We start from the raw sequence: 19,688 nt of genomic DNA on the forward strand, positions 1-19,688 counted from the left end.
CCGGCCGAGACGTCACACAGTTGACGTCTCGGCCGACGCGCGTGACGCCTCGGCGAGGTCAGTCGACGGCGTCGAAGGTCTCCGGGCGGTGCTCGACGCCGAAGCGGTCGGTGGGCCAGAAGACGACGGCGACGCGGCCGACGACGTCGGAGACGGGTACGAAGGCGTTCGAGCAGGCCTCGTCGCCAGACTCCTGGCGTTCGGGGCTGCACAGATGGAAGGACGAGTCGGCGGAGTTGGCACGGTTGTCGCCCATCACGAAGATCCGGCCCTCGGGGACGACGGCCTTCCACCCCCGGCAGCCGCCCTTGACGTACGACCCGTTGTCCTGCGCCATCGGGCCGTCGCAGGTGTCGGCAGGAGCGATGAAGGACGACGCGTCCAAGGGCGTGCCGTTGACGACGACGCGGCCCGACTCGCAGCACTCCACGGTGTCGCCCGCGACCCCGATGACCCGCTTCACCAGGTGGTCGCCGGTCGGGTAGAGCCCGATCTTGGCGAGCACGGCCCTGAAGCCGGTCGGGGCAGGTGCGATCTGATTGGCGGAGAGCCAGCCGCCGGGATCGGTGAAGACGACGACGTCGCCGCGCTCGGGCGTGCCGCCCATCCAGTAGGACGGCTTCTCCACCAGTACGCGGTCGTTGACCTCCAGACCTGGCTCCATCGACTCGGAGGGGATGTAGAACGCCTGGGCGAGGAACGTCTTGATGACGACGGCGAGCAGGATCGCCGTCACCGCGATGATCAGGATCTCGACGAGCGACCCCACAACTCCTCGCTGCCGTCGGCCTGACCCCACCGACGCCTCCCGCTCTGCCCCCATGCTGAGACCCTATCCAGACGACAGGTCAGGCCCGGACGCTATCCAGAATTCGCGGGCGCGCGACGCCGCCTCTGCCTTAGGGTTCCTCACTCATCCGGACCCGAGAGGGCGTCATGACCAACGCACTGGAATCCCCGACCCATGAGCGTGCCAAGACGGGCACGTGGGCGATCTGGACCGTCCTTGCCCTGGCCGTGATCGTCGCCATCGTGGCAGGAGTCCTCGGCTATCTGGGCGTCTTGCGGGCGACCAGCCAGGCGGGACCCAGTGCGCGGACCGTGACGCTCGCCGAGGCCCTCCCGGAGACCTTCAACCTCGCGGTCAACCTGTCCTTCGAACGCGATGCGATGACGGCCGGCGTACCTCCCGTCGTGCTCCGGCCGATGCAGCAGTCCACCGACGAGTCGGTGCGGGCGTGGCAAGCTCGGGCGCAGGAGATCGAGGGCGGCGACGATGAGCTCGACGCGACGCTCACCCGGATCGCCGAAGGCGTCGATGGCATCGATGAGCTGCGTACGCAGATGCTGGACGATCGCGCCAAGGGGACGGAGGGATACACAACCCTGACCAACGACCTGTTCAGCATCGCGGACGATCTGCCGAAGACGGGCGATGGCCAGGCCGCCTCGTCGATCGAGGCGATCGGCCACATGCCCGAGGCATGGGAGGCACTGGGCCAGGAGCGCGCGATCATGATGGCCGGGCTCGCCAGGTCACCGTCGCCCGGCAAGAAGGAGATCGGCGACGACGAGATCGCGGCGCTCACCGAGGCGGAGGCCGAACTGCGGCGCTCGCTCGCCGCCTTCTACGAGGGGTCGTCGGCGGACCAGCGTAGGGCTCTCGACGAGCTGACCGACGGCACGGCCGCGGAGGGTGCCACCGGCGTGCCAGCCCACCGGGCCGTCAATGAGGTCATCGCCGGTGGAGGCACCGCACTGACCCTGGATTCGTACGTCGCGTCCAGCAACGATTTCATGCGTGGCCTGCAGGAGGTGCTCATCGCCTCCGCCCAGGAGATCGCCGAGGCGTCGCGGGCCGACCGCGACGATGCCACACGCACCACGCTCGTCGCGATCGTTCTCACGTTCGCGGTCGTGAGCGTCCTCGTCGTCATCATGATCGTGCTCGTGGTCCTGCTGGTGGTCCTGGTCTCCCGGCGCCGATCCACGAACACGCGTGGAGCACGTGGATAGGGTCGGAGCGTGTCCGACCTCGACCAACGGCTCAACGCTCTCGAAGCGGATCTCAAGACTCGGGGAAGCGTGCTGGTCGCCTTCTCCGGCGGCGCCGACAGCGCCTTCCTCCTGGCGGCCGCGGCCAGAGCTCTGGGCAGCGACGACGTCGCCGCCGCGACCGGCTATTCGCACAGTCTTCCGATCGCCGAGAGGGATCCGGCCGCCGAGTTCGCGAAGGGTCTCGGCGTACGCCTGATCACCCCGCAGACCCACGAGATGGAGCGGGAGGGCTACCGGGCCAATGGCACCGACCGATGCTTCTTCTGCAAGGCGGAGCTGCTCGACACCCTCGTGCCGCTGGCCCGTGAGCTGGGCCTGGCCCACGTGGCCACCGGCACCAACGCCGACGACGCGATCGAAGGCCTCAACGGCCTCCGGCCCGGCATCCGTGCGGCCGCCGAGCGTGGTGCGATCACGCCGCTCAAGGACGCCGGGCTGACCAAGGCGCAGATCCGCGAGGCCTCGCGCCGCTGGGACCTGCCGACCTGGGACAAGCCGGCCGCGGCCTGCCTCTCCAGCCGGATCGCCTATGGCCTCGAGGTCACCCCGAGGCGCCTCGCGCGCGTAGAGAGAGCAGAGCAGGGCGTACGCAGCGTCCTGGCGGCCCGCGGCCACGACGCCGCCAGGGTGGACCTGCGCGTGCGTGACCATGGGGAGAAGGCCACCGTGGAGCTGTCCGCTACCCTCCTGCCTCTCGACCCCCATCATGCCGACGAGGTGCTCAAGACCGTGACCGACGCAGGATTCCCCGCCGCGGAGATCGACCCACGGGGCTTCCGCTCCGGATCGATGAACCAGAAGGCAGCCAAATGAGCGAGCGTCAGCGAGCGAATCACGGGCGCAACACGCTGTCGCCTTCGTATTCTGGCGCTTGCGCTACGGAGGTGGCGGCGTGAGCGAGCGTCAGCGAGCGAACCACGGGCGCAACACGCCGTCGCCTTCGTATTCTGGCGCTTGCGCTACGGAGGTGGCGGCGTGAGGGAGTTCTGGGACACGATCACCGCGACCCAGACCGTCCCCGAAGCGCCTTGGCTGATCGGCGCCGGGTTCGTCGCCCTGGTGCTGGTCGTGTGGCGTGGAAGCTGGCGCACCGTACGCCTCGGCGTCACCGTCGTCCACGAGGCCGGTCACGCCGTGGTCGCGGTCCTGGTGGGAAGGCGTCTGGCCGGGATCAAGCTCCACTCCGACACCTCGGGCGTGACCCTCTCGCGCGGCAAGCCGTCCGGGCCGGGGATGGTGGCGATGCTCGCCGCCGGCTATCTCGCCCCGGCACTCCTCGGCCTGCTCAGCGCGACCATGCTCGCCGCGGGTCACGCCCTGGGGCTGCTGTGGCTCCTGGTGGCGGCGATGCTCGTGCTGCTGCTGTGGGTGCGCAACGGCTACGGCCTCGTCGTCCTGCTGGTGCTCGGTGCAGCCCTGGGCGCGATCAGCTGGTACGCCGACGGCCGCATCCAGACCATCGCCGCCACGCTGGTGACGTGGCTGCTCCTGCTCGCCTCACCGAGGCCGCTCCTGGAGCTCCTCGGCCGTGGCGAGCGAGGTCGCCGCGGCTCCGACCCCGACCAGCTCGCCGGCCTGACCGGCATCCCGTCGGTGCTCTGGATCCTCGTCCTGCTGGCCGTGAACCTCGCCGGCCTCGTGGTCGGCGTGCAGACCCTGATCCCCGACCTGAGCTGGATCTAGAGCTCGAACTCGTCGGCGATCTGGCGCAGCGCGGGGGAGACCTTCTTGGCCAGCTCGCGGGTGGGCGGGCGGCCCTGGGCGTAGCCGTCGCGGATGTCGTCGAGGAGCTTGATCACGTTCTCGACGATCAGCTCCATCTCCTCGGGCTTGCGGCGCTTGGCGGCACGCTGGCGCCCGGCGACGGACGGGGAGCGCTCCAGAATGGTCACCGAGAGCGCCTGCTCACCGCGGCGCCCCTGGGCGATGCCGAACTCCACCCGGGTGCCGGCCTTCAAGGTCTTGGCAGCGCCCTCGGGGAGCGCGTCGGCGTGGACGTACACGTCCGGACCGTCGTCCTGCGACAGAAACCCGAAGCCCTTGGTGGCGTCGAACCACTTGACCTTGCCAGTAGGCACGGCAGCTTGCCCCTTCCTCGCGCATCAGCGCTTCAAACGTACGTCGCCCGGCGACTGTGACGGCCGACGCGGGAGAGCCTAGTCCTCAGCGCCCAGGGACGCGTGAGGTATTCCCCTCTCTGGCATCGACGGCATCCACGGATGGCTCGCCATGTCGTCCCTCGTGCGGGTGGGGCCTATACTCCGCCTACCCCTCCATAGATTTGCAAATGATTTCGTACACCATTGGTAATCGAGACCACTTATGACGTAAGTTTGCGTCGCCAAAGACTGCAGACAGGTACGCCCGGGTGCCAGCAGACTTCGCGGCGGGGGACTGGGGTGTGCATCACAGACGGTGCATGCCTCTCGGGAATGATGTGACATGGCCACGAGAGGGAGTAATGGCCGAGCCATACGCAAGCACAACCCACCGTCCGGAACGTAAGCCCTGGCAGGGAATTCGAGCGCGCCTCATCTTCGTGCTGCTCATCCCGACCATCGCGGCGATGGTGTTCGGCGGGTTGAGCATTTCGCGCGCCCTCTCAGCCCAGGCGGAAGCACGCCAGGCCGAGACTGTCGCCCAGGCACTGCCTGACACCTACCAGCTCGCGATCAACATCCTGTTCGAGCGTGACGGTGCGCTCGCGGGTGTTCCCGAGGTCGTCATGCGGCCGCTGCAGCAGAAGACCGACGAGTCGATCGAGGCCTGGAGCGCCAAGGCGAAGGAGATCGACGCCGGCGACGACAAGGACCTCGAGAACAGCATCGTCGAGATCCAGCAAGCGCTGAACGGCATCGACGACCTGCGTGCGCAGATCCAGGAGAAGGACACCGCGGTCGAGGCCCAGCTGGCCTACACGACCGTGATGAACAACCTCTTCGGGATCTCGGCGCAGATGCCGACCCTGGAGAACGACGAGGTCTTCTCCAAGATCTCCGCGATCAGCAACGTACGTCCCGCCTCGGAGGCCATGGGCGTCGAGCGCATGATCATGATGAAGGCGCTGAGCCAGAAGGCGGTCGCCGAGAGCAAGGGTGAGGTGAACCCCGACGTCCTCACCGACGAGGAGTTCGCAGAGCTTGCCCGCGCCGAGGCCAAGTGGCGTCTGTCCACGGCCGACTACTACGCGAAGACGTCCGACGAGATCCGCCAGCAGCTCGACGAGCTGACCAACGACACCACCGACCAGGGTTCGGTCGGCGCACCCGCTCACCGGGTCGTCAACCAGGTGATCTCCAGCGGCAGCACGGACCGGGTCAAGATGACCCCGGACCAGTACACCCAGGCCAGCACGGAGTTCATCCGTGGTCTGCAGAAGATGATCGTCCAGACCGCGCAGGAGATCAGCGACGACGTCGAGCAGATCAAGAGCGACGCGACCCGCGACGCCATCGTCATCGGTCTCCTCGTTCTCGGTGTTCTGATCTTCGCCCTCGCCGTCGGTCTGGTCGCGGCCCGCTCGATCCTGTCGCCGCTGAGCCAGCTGCGTCGCCTGGCCTACAACCTGGCCAACCACGACCTGCCTGAGCGAGTCGCCTACATGAACCAGGCCGAAGGCCCGGTGGATACACATGTGGAGCCTCTGGACATCGCGCGTCGAGACGAGATCGGTGACGTCGCGGACGCGTTCGACGCGGTCCACGTCGAGGCGATCCGGCTGGCGGGCGAGCAGGCCGAGCTGCGTACGAACGTCGACAAGATGTTCATGAACCTCTCCCGCCGTTCGCAGAGCCTCGTCGAGCGTCAGCTCCAGCTCATCGACCAGCTCGAGGCCAACGAGCAGGACCCCGACGACCTCGCGAACCTGTTCCGCCTGGACCACCTCGCCACCCGAATGCGCCGCAACGACGAGTCCCTCCTGGTCCTCGCCGGTGGCGAGATCGGCCACGCGGCTCGTGGCCCGGTTCCGGTCCTCGACGTGCTCCGTGCCGCGGCCTCCGAGATCGAGCAGTTCGCCCGGGTCGACATCGACTCCGACGAGAACGCCGAGTTCGAGGGTGCGATCGCGGGTGACCTCGTGCACCTGCTCGCGGAGCTGATCGAGAACGCCACCAACTTCTCCCCGCCCGACACCGCGGTCACGATCCGCACCTTCCGCGCCGGCCCTGCCGCGCCGCTGCTGGTCGAGATCGAGGACCTCGGTATCGGCATGACGCCGGAGGAGCTCGACGCGGCCAACATGAAGCTGCGCCGTGCGACCGGCCTCGACGCCGACGTCGCCCGGATGATGGGTCTGGTCGTGGTTGCGCGCCTGGCGGCGCGTCACGGTCTCTACATCGAGCTCGTTCCCAACCGCCCCCGCGGCGTGGTCGCGCGCGTCGAGATGCCGGTCACCACGATCGTCGGCGCTCACGCGGAGGCCCCGTCGGGCCAGCAGCAGGGCTTCGACGCCTACGCCTTCCAGCAGGGCGGCTACGGCCAGCAGGCCGGCGCCTACCCGGGCACCGGCGAGCTTCCGTACGAGATGCAGTACGGGATGCCCGCCTACGACGCCCAGCCGTACGCAGGTGGCAACCCCTACGACGTGCCGGTCGGTGCTCTTCCGGCGCCCGAGGCGCCCGCGGCCTCCGCCGCGGCGCCCCCGGCCCTGCCGAGCCGTACGCCCGGTGCGTCCAACCACCCCAACCTCTCCAACGGCGGTGCGTCGGCCTTCCAGCAGCAGGGTGCCAACGGCCACTCGGGCCAGCACAACGGCTTCGGTCAGAGCGGACCGCAGACGGGCCAGCAGCCCGCATACGGTGGTGTCCCGCCGATGCCGGGCGACCCGGGCTTCGAGGGTCCGGGCGCGCGCACGGGCAGCTTCCCGGCGCAGCCGCAGCAGTTCAGCGGTGGCCAGCCGCAGTACGGCGGAGACCCGTTCGGCGGCGACCCGTTCGGCGCCAACCAGCCGTCGGCCCCGCAGCAGAGCCCCAGTGGCCAGCAGCAGAACTTCCTGTCCAACATGCTGCCTGTTCGCAAGGCCGAGGACCTGGCCGCGCGCTTCCCCGACGGTCGCTTCGACCCGAGCACCGAGACCGGCGAGCTGCCGCGTCGCGACCCGGGCGGCCAGGGCGGCAGCCCGTTCGGCACCGACACCGGCGCGTTCCGCACCTTCGAGCGCCCCAACGAGCGCACCACGCCGCGTACGCCGCCGCCGGGCTTCGGTCCCGACGACGACCCGTTCGGTCCGGCCGGTGACGCGATCGCCCCGGGCCCGATGGCTCCGGAGCCGACCAACTCGCCGAACCCGCTCGACTCGACCACCGAGGTTCCGATCCTCGACGACGAGGGCAGCTCGATCTTCGACGACCTGCAGTCCGAGTGGTTCACCCGTCGCCGCCCGCTCGGCGCGCGCCGAGCGATGGAGTCCAAGGGCGACCCGCTCAGCGACCCGATCGCCCCGGCCGCCAAGGCCGGTCCGGGACCAAAGCGCGACGTGGCCCCTCCGGCAGCCGCCCCCGCGGGCGAGCCGGTCGACGAGCCGGTCGCGCAGGACGACGAGCCGACCACGCCGATGAGCTGGTCCTCGCCGGGCGACGAGGGCTGGCGCCGGGCGCAGGAGCTGGAGCAACTGCAGGAGCAGGAGCCGGCGACGATCACCCAGGGTGGCCTCCCCGTCCGTGTCCCGGGTCAGAACCTGATCCCAGGTGCGGCGCCTTCGGTCACACCACCGTCATCAGGTCCGCGTAACATGGACGCGCGCCGCACCCGTGGCATGTCCAGCTTCCAGAAGGGCGTCAGCCGCGCCCGCAACAATCCCGCTGATGCGGAAAGCAACCCCGAAGGTGAGGAGCAGCAGTGACAACGGCCCCCGCAGGACTGGACTGGCTTGTCGACAGCCTGACCCAGCGCACCCCTGACATCGCTCACGCGATCTTGGTGTCGGCTGATGGCATGCCGATGGCCAGCTCCGTCGACTTCCCCCCGGACCGGGCCGACCAGCTCTCGGCGATCGCCTCCGGTCTCACCAGTCTTACCCAAGGAGCAGCTCGGTGCTTCGCGGCGGGTAATGTCCAGCAGATGGTCATCGAGATGGACGGTGGCTATCTGGTCCTCATGGCGGTTGGTGAGGGCTCCAGCCTTGCTGCCCTCGCCGCCCCCGACTGCGATCTGGGACAGGTTGGCTACCAGATGCAGCTGTTGATCTCGCGTGTTGCCACCGCCCTCACCCCCGATACCAGAACCGGCGCCTGATCAGTGCCCCGACCCTAGGACCGAGATCGTGAGCAACCACGCATCCGAACCGCCGCCGCTGGTCAGGCCTTATGCCCTGACTCGTGGCCGCACGCAACCCAAGCGCGTCTTCCCGATGGAAGCACTGGTGATCACTGACCGTTACGTGATCGACGGCTACGTCCGGTCGCCCGAGGAGCGGACGATCGCAGAGCTCTGCCGCGAGAGCCGTTCCGTCGCTGAGGTCGCGGCGCTCATCCGGGTGCCCCTGGGTGTCGCCCGAGTCCTGATCGGTGACCTTGCGGAGCGCGGCGTGGTGCAGGTGCACGCCAGCAAGGTCCCGGACGCCCCGGACACCGCTCTCCTCGAGCGCGTGCTGTCCGGCCTGAGGAAGCTTTGACAGGAGTAATGCAGTGACCACCGACTCCAAGCAGGCGACGATGTCTGCGAAGATCGTCATCGCCGGCGGGTTCGGCGTTGGTAAGACGACCTTCGTGGGCTCCGTCTCGGAGATCGTCCCCCTGACGACCGAGGCCGTGATGACGCAGGCGACCGCCGGCGTCGACGACCTCTCCGCAGTGCCCAACAAGAAGACGACCACGGTCGCCATGGACTTCGGCCGAGTCTCCCTCGACTCCGACCTGATCCTCTACCTGTTCGGCACCCCCGGTCAGAACCGGTTCTGGTTCATGTGGGACGACCTGACCCAGGGCGCCATCGGCGCCGTGGTGCTCATCGACACCCGTCGCCTCGCCGACTCCTTCGGCGCGATCGACTACTTCGAGTCCCGCAACGTGCCGTTCGTCGTGGCCCACAACGTCTTCGGCGCCAACCAGGCCTACAAGCCGGAGCAGATCCGCGAGGCCCTGGCTCTGCGCCCGGACATCCCGATCGTCACCTGTGACGCTCGCGACCGCCAGTCGACCAAGGCGACGCTGATCTCGCTCGTCGAGTACGTCCTCTCCATGGTCTCCACGCGCGCTCTTCAGTAGCCGAGCGTCACCAACACCCGCCGCAGCCACGCTCCGGCGGGTGTTGGCCGTTTCAAGGGCTGTCGTGACTGTGCAGTAGAGGCGTACGTCTGGGAGGATCACGCGTTGTGCGGAAGTTCAGGTTGTGGTGGCGCAAGGTGACCCCGAAGTGGCACCTGAGGCGCATGTGGGTGAAGATGTGGTCCGTGATCACGACCCCGTACGCCGATGCGACGGCCGTCGCTGCCGTCGACGAGGCCCGCGCCGCGCTCCTGTCCGACGTGCCAGCCGGTGACGTCGGAGAACATCTCGGCCATGTGGTCGAGAAGGGTGCCGGCCCGGGCGTAGTGACCCACCTGTTCGCCTGTGCCCGCAAGGGCTACGTCGGGTGGCACTGGTCGGTCACGCTCGTCACCGTGCCCTCGCTCGACGGCCCGGGATTCGGTGTCGATGCGCCGGTGACCATCAACGAGGTCGTCCTCGTCCCCGGTGACGCCGCGATCGTCGCGCCGGCCTGGGTGCCCTACCGCGAACGGATCAAGCCGGGCGACCTCTCGCCCGGTGATCTGCTCCCGGTCGAGGACGACGACGCGCGGTTGGTCCCGACGTACGCCTTCGGTGACGACCCGCTCGACGCCGACGAGAAGGCTCAGGTGCGCGAGGTCGCCAAGGATCTCGGCCTCGGCCGTGTCCGGACCTTGTCCATCTCCGGCTTCGACGCCGCCGCCGAGCGGTGGTACGCCGGTGACGGCGGCCCCGAGGCGCCGCTCGCGCAGGCCGCCCCCGACCAGTGCCACAGCTGTGGCTTCCTGGTCCGGCTGACCGGCCACCTGGCCACGAGCTTCGGCGTCTGCGCCAACGGCGACGCCAACGATGACGGCAAGGTGGTCAGCCTCAACCACGGGTGCGGTGCGCACTCGGAGGTGCGGCTGGCGAAGAAGCACGAGCCGCAGCCGCTGCCGGACCCGGTCTTCGACACGATCAGCGACGACGCCGAGGCCTTCTAGCCGAGCGGTTCTAGGCGAGGCCCTCGGCGCGCAGCCGACGGGCCTTGCGGCGCCGGGTCAGCTCGATGCCGATGGCGCCGATGCCGAAGGCGGCCAGGCAGGTCCAGATCCACCAGGTCCAGCCGCGGTCGTTGAGCAGGCCCCAGAAGGGGAGCAGGGCGACGAACCCGACCAGCCAGCCGAGGGTGGCGAGCTCGAAGGCGCGGATGCCGTCCTGGTCGACGAGCTCGATCTTCGGCTCAGGGGCGGCCTGGACCGGCTCCTCGACAGGTGGCTCGTCGTAGCCGTAGTCCTGGGGGTAACCGCCGTCCTCGGTGTAGTAGTCGCCGTTGTACCCGTCGTACTGCTGCTCCGGGTAGGTGCCGGAATAGTCGTCGTCGCGGTACTGGTCGCTCATACCTCCCAACCTTAGTGGCACTTGGGTGGGCGATAGTCTGGGGCTGTCGAGCATCTCTCGGCATCGCCCCGACGACCTGGGAGGTCCCTGATGGCTTCGCTCCGCTGCCCCTGTGGCACCAACTTCCGCACGGAGACCGACGACGAGCTGGTCGAGAAGGTGCAGGAGCACCTCGCGGAGGCTCACCCCGGCCGCACCTACAGCCGCGACGACATCCTGATGCTCGCTGCGATGTCCTGACTCTGTGACGGCGCCCTCACCAGGGCGCCGTCTCTTGCCGGAATAGTTAGCGCCGGTAAGCAGTTATGCTTGCCGACATGCCTACCGCACAGCCAGCCTCCGCGCCCGACGCGGCCTCCGACATCCCCGAGGTCGCCTCGGTGCTGCGCACCTCCGTCATGCGGATGCGCCGCCGCCTGGCCAACGAGCGCCACCCCGACAACGACCTCTCCCTGGGGTCGATGGCGGTGCTCGGGGCGTTGTACGCCAACGACGAGATGACCCTCGGCGCCCTCGCCGGGCGCGAGCGCGTCCAGCCGCCGAGCATGACCAGGATGGTCAACTTCCTCGAGGAGGGCGGCTACGTCGTCCGTCGCCAGGGTGAGACCGACCGCCGCCAGGTGCTGGTCTCGATCACCGACAAGGGCCGCCGGACCGTACGCAAGGACCGGCTCAGCCGGGACGCCTGGCTCGCCCAGCAGCTCGTCGACCTCGATGCGGACGAGCTCGCCGCCCTCCGCACAGCCGCTTCGATCATGGAGAGAATAGCCACCAGTTGAGTCCCACGTTCCGTTCCCTGCGCAGCCACAACTACCGCCTCTACCTAGCCGGCAGTGTCGTCTCCAACGTCGGCACCTGGATGCAACGCATCGCCCAGGACTGGTTGGTCCTGAGCCTCGGTGGCGGGGGAGCGGCACTCGGTATCACCACCGGTCTGCAGTTCCTGCCCATCCTCCTGCTCAGCCCCTATGCCGGGGTCATCGCCGACCGATTCCCGAAGCGCCGCCTGCTGCAGGCCGCCCAGGGTTGGATGGCCCTGATGTCGCTGCTCCTCGGTGTGCTGGCGGTGAGCGGCCACGCCGAGGTGTGGATGGTCTACGTGATCGCGTTCCTCTTCGGCACCGGCGCCGCCTTCGACGGTCCGGGCCGGCAGTCGTTCGTCTCGGAGATGGTCCACCCCGACGACCTCACCAACGCCGTCGGCCTCAACTCGGCGTCGTTCAACCTCGCCCGCCTGATCGGACCGGCCCTGGCCGGGCTCCTCATCGGCTCGCTGGGAAGCGGCCCCGAGGCGACCGGCTGGGTGATCCTCATCAACGCCGTCTCCTACCTCGCAGTGATCGGCCAGCTGCAGCGGATGAACACCGCCGAGCTGCACTCGCCCGACCCTGTCGCCAGGCGGAGCGGGATGCTGCGCGAGGGCATCGGCTACATCCGTACGCAGCCCAAGATGTTGATGGTCCTGGTGATCATCTTCTTCGTCGGCACCTTCGGGGCGAACTTCCCGATCACCTCGGCGCTGATGGCGACCGAGGAGTTCGGCAAGGGCGCCAGCGAGTACGGCCTGCTCGGCACCGTCCTGGCCATCGGCTCGCTCTCCGGCGCCCTGCTCGGTGCCCGCCGCACCCGGATCCCGCTCAAGCTGATCGTGCTGGCGGCGACCGGGTTCGGCCTCACCGTCATGGTGTCCGGGCTGATGCCGACGTACGCCCTCTTCGCCCTGATCTCGCCCGTGCTCGGCTTCTTCACGATCACGACCCTCAATGCCTGCAACGCCACGATGCAGACCGAGGCGGCCCCGGAGTTCCGCGGCCGGGTGATGGCGATCTACATGACGGTCCTGATGGGTGGCACCCCTCTGGGTGCCCCGCTCATCGGCTTCGTCGGCGAGCACTTCGGCGCCCGCACGACCCTGTACGCGAGTGGCGCTCTGGTGCTGTTGGGTACGCTTGCGGGGGTGCTGGTCCTCGCCGCACTCAGAGGTGGTATCCGGGCCGTTTTGACCCCCTCTCAAGCCGCCGGGTAGCCTCTGAAGCGTGTCTGGGACAACCAGGCCGTCGCGCGTGCCCGGAACAAGCTCGAGAGATAGGTCTCGGACCCGGGTTCGGCGCCCTCAGTACGGGGATTCGGTTCGAAAGATCCGCCAACGTGTGCGTTGAGGTAAGGGCGACACGCCCGACCTCGGGGGCGAGGCGGGACCAGTTGGTATCGCACCACCTGGATGCACAACATTGGATCCTTCGCGGCAGAGCGCCGCGTAGTGAGAGCAGAAAAGAAGGGGAACCACCGAGGTGCCCACAATCAACCAGCTGGTCCGCAAGGGCCGCGAGGACAAGGCGACGAAGTCGAAGACGCCTGCCCTCAAGGGATCGCCGCAGCGCCGTGGCGTCTGCACGCGCGTCTACACCACCACCCCGAAGAAGCCGAACTCCGCCCTCCGGAAGGTCGCCCGTGTGCGCCTCTCCTCCGGCGTCGAGGTCACCGCTTACATCCCGGGTGTGGGTCACAACCTTCAGGAGCACTCCATCGTGCTCGTCCGTGGCGGTCGTGTGAAGGACCTCCCCGGTGTGCGTTACAAGATCATCCGCGGCACGCTCGACACCCAGGGTGTCAAGAACCGCAAGCAGGCCCGTTCGCGCTACGGCGCGAAGAAGGAGAAGTGACATGCCTCGTAAGGGTCCCGCTCCCAAGCGCGCGCTCGTCGTCGACCCCGTCTACGGCTCGCAGCTCGTAACCCAGCTCGTCAGCAAGGTCCTCCAGGACGGCAAGAAGCAGGTCGCGCAGCGCATCGTCTACACCGCGCTCGAGGGCTGCCGCGAGAAGACCGGCACCGACCCCGTGGTCACGCTCAAGCGCGCCATGGACAACGTGAAGCCGGCCATCGAGGTCAAGTCCCGCCGTGTCGGTGGCGCGACCTACCAGGTTCCGATCGAGGTCAAGGGCACGCGTGGCACCACGCTCGCGCTGCGCTGGCTCGTCGGTTACGCCCAGGACCGTCGTGAGAAGACGATGGCCGAGCGCCTCATGAACGAGATCCTCGACGCGAGCAACGGCCTCGGTGCCGCTGTGAAGAAGCGCGAGGACACCCACAAGATGGCCGAGTCCAACAAGGCCTTCGCGCACTACCGCTGGTGACGTACGGCGGGGTGCCTGCCGCACAATGTGGGCACCCCGCCCATCCAGACCGAAGACAATCTCTTTAAGGAACGCTGAAGACAGTGGCCGTCGACATCACCACGGACCTCAATGTGGTCCGCAACATCGGCATCATGGCGCACATCGATGCCGGTAAGACCACCACCACCGAGCGCATCCTGTTCTACACCGGTATCTCCTACAAGATCGGTGAGGTCCACGACGGCGCTGCCACGATGGACTGGATGGAGCAGGAGCAGGAGCGCGGCATCACGATCACGTCCGCCGCGACGACCTGCTGGTGGAAGGACCACCAGATCAACATCATCGACACCCCCGGGCACGTCGACTTCACCGTCGAGGTGGAGCGCTCGCTGCGCGTCCTCGACGGCGCCGTCGCCGTCTTCGACGGTGTCGCCGGTGTCGAGCCGCAGTCGCAGACCGTGTGGCGTCAGGCGAACAAGTACGCCGTCCCGCGGATGTGCTTCGTCAACAAGCTCGACCGCACCGGTGCCGACTTCTACATGGTTGTCGACTCCATCGTCGACAAGCTGCACGCCACTCCGCTGGTGCTGCAGCTGCCGATCGGCGCCGAGTCCGACTTCATCGGCGTCGTCGACCTGGTCGAGATGCACGCCAAGGTCTGGCGCGGCGAGACCGCGATGGGCGAGGACTACGTGATCGAGGAGATCCCGGCCGACCTCGCCGACAAGGCTGCGGAGTACCGCGAGAAGCTGGTCGAGACCCTTGCCGAGGCCGACGACGACATCATGGAGGTCTACCTCGAGGAGGGCGACGTCTTCGACGTGCCCACCCTGAAGGCCGCCATCCGTCGCGCGACCCTGGCCGACAAGCTCAACCCGATCCTCACCGGCACCGCGTTCAAGAACAAGGGCGTCCAGCCCCTGCTCGACGCGGTCGTCGACTACCTGCCCTCGCCGCTCGACGTCGAGTCGATCATCGGCCACGACGTCAAGGACGAGGAGATCGAGGTCTCCCGGAAGCCTTCCGACGACGAGCCGTTCTCCGGCCTGGTCTTCAAGATCGCCTCCGACCCGCACCTGGGCAAGCTGTTCTACCTGCGCGTCTACTCCGGCAAGGTCGAGGCGGGTGCGACCGTGGTCAACCCGATCAACGGCCGCAAGGAGCGCATCGGCAAGATCTACCAGATGCACGCGAACAAGCGTGAGGAGATCAACTCGGTGGGCGCCGGCCAGATCGTCGCGGTCATGGGTCTGAAGGACTCGAAGACGGGTCACACCCTGTGCGACCCGACCCACCCGGTGGTGCTCGAGTCCATGAGCTTCCCGGCCCCGGTGATCGAGGTCGCCATCGAGCCGAAGACGAAGAGCGACCAGCAGAAGCTCGGCACCGCGATCCAGCGCCTCACCGAGGAGGACCCGACCTTCACGGTCAAGTCCGACGAGCAGACCGGCCAGACGATCATCGCCGGTATGGGCGAGCTCCACCTGGAGGTCTTCGTCGACCGGATGAAGCGCGAGTTCAAGGTCGAGGCCACCGTCGGCAAGCCGCAGGTCGCCTACCGCGAGACGCTTCGCAAGAAGGTCCAGAACCACAGCTACACCCACAAGAAGCAGACCGGTGGTTCGGGTCAGTTCGCGAAGGTCGTCATCTCCGTCGAGCCCAACATCGACGAGGAGACCGGCCTCGGTGCGGGCTACGAGTTCGTCAACAACGTCACCGGTGGTCGCGTGCCGAAGGAATACATCCCTTCGGTCGACCAGGGTGCTCAGGACGCCATGGAGTTCGGCATCCTCGCCGGCTTCCCCATGGTCGATGTGAAGGTCTCGCTCGAGGACGGCGCCTACCACGACGTCGACTCCTCCGAGCTCGCCTTCAAGATCGCCGGCAACCAGGCCTTCAAGGAGGCCGCGCGGATGGCGAAGGCCGTCCTGCTGGAGCCGATGTTCGCGGTAGAGGTGACGACCCCCGATACCTACCTCGGCACCGTCATCGGCGACATCAACTCCCGCCGCGGCCAGGTGTCTTCGCAGGAGGAGCGCCACGGCGACATGGTCGTCCAGGCTCTCGTCCCGCTCTCAGAGATGTTCGGGTACGTCGGTGACCTGCGGTCCAAGACCAGCGGTCAGGCGTCGTACTCGATGGAGTTCGACTCGTACGCCGAGGTTCCCACGAACGTCGCCGACGAGATCATCAAGAAGGCCCGTGGCGAGTGACCTTCGGGTCGCCCGTCCAGGGACTTCGGCAGCAACACCACTCAGTACGAGTCAGTAAGAAAATCACACCAGGAGGAGCCCACAGTGGCTAAGGCGAAGTTCGAGCGGAACAAGCCGCACGTCAACATCGGCACCATCGGTCACATCGACCACGGTAAGACGACCCTTACCGCGGCGATCTCGAAGGTGCTGCACGCGAAGTACCCGGACCTGAACCCGGAGTTCGCGTTCGAGGACATCGACAAGGCCCCCGAGGAGCGCCAGCGCGGGATCACGATCTCGATCGCGCACATCGAGTACCAGACCGAGTCGCGTCACTACGCTCACGTCGACTGCCCGGGTCACGCGGACTACATCAAGAACATGATCACGGGTGCCGCGCAGATGGACGGCGCGATCCTCGTGGTCGCCGCCACCGACGGCCCGATGCCGCAGACCAAGGAGCACGTGCTCCTGGCCCGCCAGGTCGGCGTGCCGTCGATCGTCGTCGCGCTCAACAAGTGCGACATGGTCGACGACGAGGAGCTCATCGAGCTCGTCGAGATGGAGGTGCGCGAGCTCCTCAGCGAGTACGAGTTCCCGGGTGACGACCTCCCGGTCGTGCGCGTTGCCGCTTACCCCGCCCTGCAGGGCGAGCAGAAGTGGATGGACTCGGTTGCCGAGCTCATGCAGGCCGTCGACGACTACATCCCGACCCCGGCTCGTGAGACCGACAAGCCGTTCCTGATGCCCGTTGAGGACGTCTTCACGATCACCGGTCGTGGCACCGTCATCACCGGTCGTATCGAGCGCGGCATCGTCAAGGTCGGTGAGGAGGTCGAGATCGTCGGCATCCGCGAGACCTCGCAGAAGTCGACCGTCACCGGCGTCGAGATGTTCCGCAAGCTGCTCGACGAGGGCCAGGCCGGCGAGAACGTCGGGCTGCTGCTCCGTGGCACCAAGCGCGAGGACGTCGAGCGCGGCATGGTTGTCATCAAGCCGGGCACCACGACCCCCCACACCAACTTCGAGGGCTCTGTCTACATCCTCTCGAAGGAGGAGGGTGGCCGTCACACCCCGTTCTTCAACAACTACCGTCCGCAGTTCTACTTCCGGACCACGGACGTGACCGGCGTTGTGACCCTCCCCGAGGGCACCGAGATGGTCATGCCGGGTGACAACACCGAGATGTCGGTCGAGCTCATCCAGCCCATCGCGATGGACGAGGGTCTGAAGTTCGCTATCCGTGAGGGCGGTCGCACCGTCGGCGCGGGTCGGGTCACGAAGATCATCAAGTGATCGTCTGACCAACGTGGAGGGCCCCCGGAGCCGAAAGGCGAAGGGGGTCCTTCGCGTTGGTCAGATGCTCCTTGCTGCTTAGGAAAGCGCTGACTCGGCGCAAACGGACCGGAGCGAAGCGAGGACCGGATTGCGCCGCGTCGGCGCGCCACGAGACCAAGGCAAGAAGAGATGACAGAGCCAAACCACCCAGTACGCCCCGCAAGACCCCACCAAAAGCTCCTGGACGACGGCCGTACCGTCCGTGAAGTCCTCACCTACACCCGACGCGGCAGCCGCCTGGACGCCAAGCAGCAGCGGGCATGGGACGCGTACGCAGCGGAGTGGGTGATCCCGGACGAGGCGGTCGACGAGCCCGGGTTCTCGTTGGAGACCTGGTTCGGTCGCAAGGGTCCGCTGATCGTCGACATCGGCGGCGGCGTGGGAGAGGCGACCGCGGTGCTGGCGGCAAACCGTCCCGAGGCCAACATCCTGGCGCTGGAGGTGTGGCGGCCCGGGGTCGCGGAGAGCCTCGCCCGGGTGGGCGCCGCGGGCGCGACGAACGTACGGTTCTGCAGCGTCGACGCGCTCTGGACGCTCGAGAATCTGGTCGAGCCGGGTTCGGTCAGCGAGATCTGGACGTTCTTCCCCGACCCGTGGCACAAGACCCGCCACCACAAGCGGCGCCTGGTGACGCCTGCCAACGCGCGGATGATCGCGGAGCGGCTCGCGCCCGGCGGGACCTGGCGACTGGCGACCGACTGGGTCGAGTACGCCGAGCAGATGGTCGAGGTGCTCGACGCCGAGCCGCTGCTGAGCGGTGGTGTCGTCGAGCGTTGGGACGAGCGCCCGGTGACCAAGTTCGAGCGCAAGGGACTGGCCAAGGACCGGGTCATCACCGACCTGCTCTACCGGCGTTGACCCGAACTACCCGTGTCGTGACTGATCTGTAGGCGCGGAACCGCGAAGATCAGCGGCATGAAGTTGTACGCCGACCGGCCCCCACGCCTCGCCGCCCAGCTGCTCGCCGACCTGCTGACGGTGGCGTGGATCGCCGGGTGGGTCCTTCTCGGCAGATTCGTCCACGAGATGGTCTCGGCGCTCGCCGTGCCCGGCGAGAAGATGGACGACGCCGGCACCTCACTCTCCGCGAAGTTGCTCGAGGCGGCTGGCAAGGTCGATGACCTGCCGCTGGTCAAGGACGGCATCGCGGTCCCGTTCGAGGGCGCCGCGAAGGCTGCCGACCAGCTCCGTGCGGCGGGAGAGGCGCAGGTCGAGGCCGTCTCCAGCATCGCGATCGGGCTGGCGATCGCGGTAGTGCTCATCCCGGTGCTGATGTGGCTGATGATCTACGTGCCGCTGCGGTGGCGGTTCATCCGCAACGCGACCTCGACCCAGCGGTTCCTGGAGGCCGGCACCGGCGCCGATCTGGTGGCGCTGCGCGCGATGGCGACCCAGCCGCTGCACAAGCTGGTCAAGATCAGCGACGACCCGGTCGGGGCCTGGCGGGACGGCGACGCCGATGTGGTGGCGAGGCTGGCCGAGCTGGAGCTGAAGGCGGTCGGGCTGAGCGCCAAGCGTCTCAAGACGTCCTAGCGTGCAGTGAGCCGCGACCGGAGCTCCTCGTCGCGGGCGAGCCGCGCCGCGTCTCGATCGCGGCGGGTGGCGAGCACGGCAGCCAGGTAGGCCTCGGGCGGGGTTCCCGGAGGTGGGCCAGGGGCGACGTACGCCTGCATGTGGGTCGCCAGGCGCTCGGCGAGAGCGTGGCGGCGGACCGGGTCGGTGTAGGTGCCGACCTCGCCGGAGAGGAACCGCCGCACCGCCAGGGACAGGCCGACCGGGATGGTGGCGACGTCCGCGCGGGAGGCCCAAGCGGCGAGCCCCGGGGGCATCTGGATCGGTGCCGGGGGACGCAGCGGCACCCGCACGCGGATGACGTACGTCCCGGCCGCGATGTCGCCCAGCCGCTTGCCGCGGGGGTGGATCATCGCGGTGAGGAACGCGGCGGCGCCGCTGGTGGCGTAGATCTCGACGACGCCGATCAGGGCACGTACGAACGCATGGTGGAAGCTGATCGCCCCGCCGTCGTCGCGCACCGTACGGAGACCGAGCGCGAGCTTGCCGAGCGAGCGGCCGCGGGTGAGCGTCTCGATGGTCGTCGGGAAGACCACGAGGACCGAGGCAGTGGCCGCGATGTAGGCGGCCCAGGCCAGGGCCTCGTCGGTCGCGGGAGCGGCGGTCATGAAGACGAACAGCGTCACGATCAGCAGCGCCATCACCACGAGCACGTCGATGAGGCCCGACAGCAGCCGCATCCCCAGCCCGGCGGCCGGCAGGTCGAGGGCGACCGCGTCTCCGGTGATCAGGTCGTCGTCGGTGAGCAGTTCCCGTTCTTGGGGGCGTTGCTCCTGGGGGCGTCGCTCGGGCGATTGCGGCGCGGAGGTCATGGCGG

The 19,688-nt window shown here is 68.1% G+C and carries 21 protein-coding genes; 17 read left to right on the forward strand and 4 right to left on the reverse strand.

All coding sequences use genetic code 11. The features are described from left to right. Nucleotides 1–58 precede the first annotated feature (58 nt). The gene (lepB, locus tag ACFX43_RS04990; protein WP_378817783.1) at nucleotides 59–769 is read right to left on the reverse strand and encodes a signal peptidase I; all 711 of its coding nucleotides are present in this window, start codon (nucleotides 767–769) and stop codon (nucleotides 59–61) included. Nucleotides 770–936: 167 nt separating this feature from the next. Between lepB and ACFX43_RS04995 the strand changes: the two genes are divergently transcribed. From ACFX43_RS04995 to ACFX43_RS05005, 3 genes are all read left to right on the forward strand, one after another. Continuing rightward, entirely contained in the window at nucleotides 937–2,016 is a 1,080-nt protein-coding gene (locus ACFX43_RS04995; protein ID WP_378817786.1) for a nitrate- and nitrite sensing domain-containing protein, read from the forward strand. A gap of 9 nt (nucleotides 2,017–2,025) precedes the next feature. Then, on the forward strand, nucleotides 2,026–2,871 hold the full coding sequence (locus tag ACFX43_RS05000; RefSeq protein ID WP_378817788.1) for an ExsB family transcriptional regulator: 846 nt from the start codon (nucleotides 2,026–2,028) through the stop codon (nucleotides 2,869–2,871). A 162-nt stretch (nucleotides 2,872–3,033) separates the two neighbouring features. Further along, on the forward strand, nucleotides 3,034–3,741 hold the full coding sequence (locus tag ACFX43_RS05005; protein WP_378817791.1) for a M50 family metallopeptidase: 708 nt from the start codon (nucleotides 3,034–3,036) through the stop codon (nucleotides 3,739–3,741). Here the strand turns inward: ACFX43_RS05005 and ACFX43_RS05010 are convergent. Beyond that, a complete protein-coding gene (locus ACFX43_RS05010) occupies nucleotides 3,738–4,136 on the reverse strand; it encodes a cold shock domain-containing protein (protein WP_160026974.1) in 399 nt (132 codons plus the stop codon). The two genes, ACFX43_RS05005 and ACFX43_RS05010, sit on opposite strands and share 4 nt — an antisense overlap. A gap of 461 nt (nucleotides 4,137–4,597) precedes the next feature. Here ACFX43_RS05010 and ACFX43_RS05015 point away from each other — a divergent pair, with 461 nt between their 5' ends. The 5 genes from ACFX43_RS05015 (at nucleotide 4,598) to ACFX43_RS05035 (ending at nucleotide 10,249) form a co-directional block, all read left to right on the forward strand. After that, the gene (locus ACFX43_RS05015) at nucleotides 4,598–7,900 is read left to right on the forward strand and encodes a nitrate- and nitrite sensing domain-containing protein (RefSeq protein ID WP_378817794.1); all 3,303 of its coding nucleotides are present in this window, start codon (nucleotides 4,598–4,600) and stop codon (nucleotides 7,898–7,900) included. After that, nucleotides 7,897–8,292, forward strand: coding sequence for a roadblock/LC7 domain-containing protein (locus tag ACFX43_RS05020; RefSeq protein WP_008360946.1), 396 nt, complete (start codon nucleotides 7,897–7,899; stop codon nucleotides 8,290–8,292). Before ACFX43_RS05015 ends, ACFX43_RS05020 begins: the two co-directional genes overlap by 4 nt. Nucleotides 8,293–8,320: 28 nt before the next feature. Then, complete coding sequence (locus ACFX43_RS05025) at nucleotides 8,321–8,671, forward strand: DUF742 domain-containing protein (RefSeq protein ID WP_008360948.1); 351 nt, start codon at nucleotides 8,321–8,323, stop codon at nucleotides 8,669–8,671. A 40-nt stretch (nucleotides 8,672–8,711) separates the two neighbouring features. Next, a complete protein-coding gene (locus tag ACFX43_RS05030; protein WP_084101379.1) occupies nucleotides 8,712–9,263 on the forward strand; it encodes an ATP/GTP-binding protein in 552 nt (183 codons plus the stop codon). 176 nt (nucleotides 9,264–9,439) lie between these two features. After that, nucleotides 9,440–10,249, forward strand: a complete 810-nt coding sequence (locus ACFX43_RS05035; protein WP_378817882.1) for a DUF3027 domain-containing protein — start codon at nucleotides 9,440–9,442, stop codon at nucleotides 10,247–10,249. A gap of 10 nt (nucleotides 10,250–10,259) precedes the next feature. Here ACFX43_RS05035 and ACFX43_RS05040 read toward each other — a convergent pair whose 3' ends face one another. After that, nucleotides 10,260–10,646 carry a DUF2530 domain-containing protein gene (locus ACFX43_RS05040; RefSeq protein WP_378817797.1) on the reverse strand — a complete coding sequence of 129 codons (387 nt, stop codon included), beginning with the start codon at nucleotides 10,644–10,646 and terminating at the stop codon, nucleotides 10,260–10,262. Nucleotides 10,647–10,736: 90 nt separating this feature from the next. Here ACFX43_RS05040 and ACFX43_RS05045 point away from each other — a divergent pair, with 90 nt between their 5' ends. The 9 genes from ACFX43_RS05045 (at nucleotide 10,737) to ACFX43_RS05085 (ending at nucleotide 18,832) form a co-directional block, all read left to right on the forward strand. Continuing rightward, nucleotides 10,737–10,886 (forward strand): DUF1059 domain-containing protein, encoded by a 150-nt coding sequence (locus ACFX43_RS05045; protein ID WP_091052351.1) that lies wholly within the window; start codon nucleotides 10,737–10,739, stop codon nucleotides 10,884–10,886. Nucleotides 10,887–10,963: 77 nt separating this feature from the next. Next, a complete protein-coding gene (locus ACFX43_RS05050) occupies nucleotides 10,964–11,425 on the forward strand; it encodes a MarR family transcriptional regulator (RefSeq protein ID WP_355224319.1) in 462 nt (153 codons plus the stop codon). Continuing rightward, nucleotides 11,422–12,672: an MFS transporter gene (locus ACFX43_RS05055; protein WP_378817800.1), complete on the forward strand. Its 1,251-nt coding sequence runs from the start codon at nucleotides 11,422–11,424 to the stop codon at nucleotides 12,670–12,672. The genes ACFX43_RS05050 and ACFX43_RS05055 overlap by 4 nt, the downstream gene beginning before the upstream one ends. Before the next feature lie 265 nt (nucleotides 12,673–12,937). Then, nucleotides 12,938–13,309 carry a 30S ribosomal protein S12 gene (gene rpsL, locus ACFX43_RS05060; protein WP_091052356.1) on the forward strand — a complete coding sequence of 124 codons (372 nt, stop codon included), beginning with the start codon at nucleotides 12,938–12,940 and terminating at the stop codon, nucleotides 13,307–13,309. 1 nt (nucleotide 13,310) lies between these two features. Continuing rightward, nucleotides 13,311–13,781, forward strand: coding sequence for a 30S ribosomal protein S7 (gene rpsG, locus ACFX43_RS05065; RefSeq protein ID WP_292648923.1), 471 nt, complete (start codon nucleotides 13,311–13,313; stop codon nucleotides 13,779–13,781). Between the two features lie 83 nt (nucleotides 13,782–13,864). Beyond that, on the forward strand, nucleotides 13,865–15,979 hold the full coding sequence (gene fusA, locus ACFX43_RS05070) for an elongation factor G (RefSeq protein ID WP_378817803.1): 2,115 nt from the start codon (nucleotides 13,865–13,867) through the stop codon (nucleotides 15,977–15,979). An 84-nt stretch (nucleotides 15,980–16,063) separates the two neighbouring features. Then, complete coding sequence (tuf, locus tag ACFX43_RS05075) at nucleotides 16,064–17,257, forward strand: elongation factor Tu (protein ID WP_141806232.1); 1,194 nt, start codon at nucleotides 16,064–16,066, stop codon at nucleotides 17,255–17,257. Between the two features lie 171 nt (nucleotides 17,258–17,428). Further along, nucleotides 17,429–18,157, forward strand: coding sequence for a tRNA (guanosine(46)-N7)-methyltransferase TrmB (gene trmB / locus ACFX43_RS05080; protein ID WP_378817806.1), 729 nt, complete (start codon nucleotides 17,429–17,431; stop codon nucleotides 18,155–18,157). Nucleotides 18,158–18,214: 57 nt separating this feature from the next. Continuing rightward, nucleotides 18,215–18,832 (forward strand): hypothetical protein, encoded by a 618-nt coding sequence (locus ACFX43_RS05085; RefSeq protein ID WP_378817808.1) that lies wholly within the window; start codon nucleotides 18,215–18,217, stop codon nucleotides 18,830–18,832. Here ACFX43_RS05085 and ACFX43_RS05090 read toward each other — a convergent pair. Beyond that, nucleotides 18,829–19,683 carry an RDD family protein gene (locus tag ACFX43_RS05090; RefSeq protein ID WP_378817811.1) on the reverse strand — a complete coding sequence of 285 codons (855 nt, stop codon included), beginning with the start codon at nucleotides 19,681–19,683 and terminating at the stop codon, nucleotides 18,829–18,831. The two genes, ACFX43_RS05085 and ACFX43_RS05090, sit on opposite strands and share 4 nt — an antisense overlap. Nucleotides 19,684–19,688: the final 5 nt, after the last annotated feature.

It is taken from the genome of Nocardioides sp. YIM B13467 (assembly GCF_042788075.1).
Lineage (GTDB): Bacteria > Actinomycetota > Actinomycetes > Propionibacteriales > Nocardioidaceae > Nocardioides.